The 2,573-nt window shown below is 43.8% G+C and carries 5 protein-coding genes; all 5 read left to right on the top strand.

Features of this window, described 5'->3' with window-relative positions:
- Nucleotides 1-109 precede the first annotated feature (109 nt).
- From C6H66_RS23280 to C6H66_RS23260, 5 genes are read left to right on the top strand one after another with little or no spacing between them, the layout of a single operon-like run.
- Nucleotides 110-427 (top strand): phage holin, lambda family, encoded by a 318-nt coding sequence (locus tag C6H66_RS23280; protein ID WP_105396863.1) that lies wholly within the window; start codon nucleotides 110-112, stop codon nucleotides 425-427.
- The gene (locus C6H66_RS23275) at nucleotides 424-825 is read left to right on the top strand and encodes a structural protein (protein WP_105396862.1); all 402 of its coding nucleotides are present in this window, start codon (nucleotides 424-426) and stop codon (nucleotides 823-825) included. Before C6H66_RS23280 ends, C6H66_RS23275 begins: the two co-directional genes overlap by 4 nt.
- Before the next feature lie 9 nt (nucleotides 826-834).
- Complete coding sequence (locus C6H66_RS23270) at nucleotides 835-1,488, top strand: hypothetical protein (protein ID WP_105396861.1); 654 nt, start codon at nucleotides 835-837, stop codon at nucleotides 1,486-1,488.
- Nucleotides 1,485-1,934: a lysis protein gene (locus tag C6H66_RS23265; protein ID WP_105396860.1), complete on the top strand. Its 450-nt coding sequence runs from the start codon at nucleotides 1,485-1,487 to the stop codon at nucleotides 1,932-1,934. The genes C6H66_RS23270 and C6H66_RS23265 overlap by 4 nt, the downstream gene beginning before the upstream one ends.
- Nucleotides 1,935-1,942: 8 nt before the next feature.
- Nucleotides 1,943-2,272 (top strand): hypothetical protein, encoded by a 330-nt coding sequence (locus C6H66_RS23260; protein WP_105396859.1) that lies wholly within the window; start codon nucleotides 1,943-1,945, stop codon nucleotides 2,270-2,272.
- Nucleotides 2,273-2,573 lie beyond the last annotated feature (301 nt).

Raw genomic sequence — 2,573 nt, 5'->3', positions numbered from 1 at the left:
CATGGAATTTACCATTTATCACTACGCATAGGCCATGATTATTCACGGCCTTTTTCTTTTCACACCCGTTTAACGGGGTCTTAATCCCCAACGGGGGTGGAATATGAAGATGAAAAATAATCCTGATTTATGGGCCGAATTGATAGAAGGCTTAAAACATTCGTGGCCGCAAGTATCTGGCACGGCAGCCGCAATATTGATTTGTTGGGGGCGTCTGATTTATGACGGAGTGGAATGTAAAAACAAATGGGCTGAATGTTTGTTATGTGGCGTTCTGTCATGGGCGATATCCAGTGGTATTGAAGCGTTCGGAATTTCATCCGGGGTATCTCCAATGATAGGCGGCGCTGTAGGGTTTATCGGTGTTGATAAAATCAGAGAAATGGCTATTCGTGCCATTAACAAACGCATTGGTGATGACAAATGACCAGAGGCATACGAAACAACAATCCCGGTAATATCCGTTGGGGTGATAACTGGCAAGGTTTGGTACCGGAATCACAGCGTACCGATAAATCTTTTTGTCAGTTTGTCGGTCCTGAATATGGTATTCGGGCAATGATAAAGGTCATTCGGAATTATAACAGGAAATACGGCATTAACACTGTCAGCGGCATTATTTCACGCTGGGCACCAAAGATAGAAAATAATACCGAGGGTTATGTTAATCGTGTGTGTAAAGACACCGATGTTACCTGCGACCAGGTTGTTGATGTGTTTAATCAGGCATTTATGACAAAACTGATTAAGGCGATTATTACCGTCGAGAATGGTAGTCCGTCCTATAACAACGAGGTCATTGATAAAGCCTTTTCACTTTTGTAGGGACAGCGTATGACAAAAGGAACAATAATATGTCTGTGTGATATCACCGGAATATTTGCAGAGCCCTGGCTGAATGACGGATACAGTGCATTATTAATAGACCCGCAGCATAATAAGTCATCGACAGAAAATCACACAGCTGGTGGAACAGTAACAAAAGTAGCTAATGTTATTGATTCTGCTGAATCATGGCATGCTATTCGCAATGTGAAAAACCCCGTATTTGTTGCCGGATTTCCTCCCTGTACTGACGTAGCTGTCAGTGGAGCTAGGTGGTTCAAAGATAAACGTGAAAAAGACCCGGCATTTCAAATCAAGGCCGCACTTGTTGCAGAACAATGCAAAAACATTGGAAATATGCTGAACGTTCCGTGGTTCTTCGAAAATCCGGTGAGCGTTTTCAGTAGCATATTTGGTAAGCCTGATTATACATTTCATCCTTATTATTTTAATGAATATGAAAAGAATGATAATTACACAAAGAAAACATGTTTATGGGCGGGAAACGGATTCGTAATGCCAGAACCTCGCATGGCTTTAAGATTAGGTGAACCAGACGACAGAATTCACAAAGCTCCCCCAGGTAAAGAGCGGGCTAATTTCAGGAGCGCAACGCCGCGCGGGTTTTCAACAGCGGTATACATTGCGAACAGACCGGTATGAAATTCAACGCTCATTACTACACGATACTCGCATTGATCGTTATTTCATTGACAGCGTATTACTATCACTCTGAGTTACAGAGAGAGCAACGCGTTACAAAGCAGCAGCAAGAAGATATTCAGCAACTGACTGACACTATCGACTATCAGAACTCACACATCACCATGCTAAACGAGCTTGATGTGAAGCACACGCAGGAACTTGCCAATGCCAAATCTGAAATTGATACTCTTCGTGGTGATGTTGCTGCCGGTCGTAAGCGCTTGTTCGTCAAAGCCACATGTCCAAAGAGTGAAGCCGATTCCCGCGCCCGCATGGATGATGCAGCCAGCCCCAGATTGGAAGACTCCGTTGTCAGGGATTATTTCACTCTCACCGAAAGAGTAACAACGATGCAGGCACAACTAGAGGGCTTGCAGGACTATGTTAGAACCCAGTGTCAATAGGTGAAGAAATGAAAACGGAAGTTGACTTGATTTACTTCGAAAAAAACAGAGAAGAGGGCACGCAACTCAGTAAATACTACGTATCACATACAAATTCAAAAACAATTCTCGAACAAATTCTTGTTATTGAAAAAGATCGGTTCGGTAGATATACCCCAAAAATGGAATTTACTGATTTCCCTGAGTTGGAATCGGAGAAAGAAGCTGCTTTAAAACTGGCCGACTGGATGCGACGCATGAGTGAAGCAATAGAAGATCACTGGCAGGACAAGAAGCAGTATCCAGAGCCAGCTTCTCTTGCTGAACAATGGAAAGCATTACCATCGCAGAGCAAATGATTCTTGGCTTGCAGGACTACATCAAAACTCAGTGCCAGTAACAGCCCCGCGATTGCGAGGCTTTTTTATATCCGTATTTCACCGCGCACCGCAGCGCAATCCACACCGAACCGTTTAGAAATGAGCCTTTGAGGATACCGGCTATGGCTGGCGAGCCTCGGTGGGCTGGTTTCCTATGCGGCAAAGGTTCATCTCTAAAGGTATACGCAAATGAGCACATTAACAGTCAAAACACATTCATCTGTAACCGAAGCTCCAACAATGACCAGCCTTGAAATGGTTGATTACATCAATGCCGAAA

The sequence above is a fragment of the Photorhabdus hindustanensis genome (assembly GCF_002968995.1).
GTDB classification, from domain to species: Bacteria; Pseudomonadota; Gammaproteobacteria; order Enterobacterales; family Enterobacteriaceae; genus Photorhabdus; species Photorhabdus akhurstii.
Note: the sequence above shows the minus strand (reverse complement) of the source record. Positions and strands in the feature narration are given on the sequence as shown.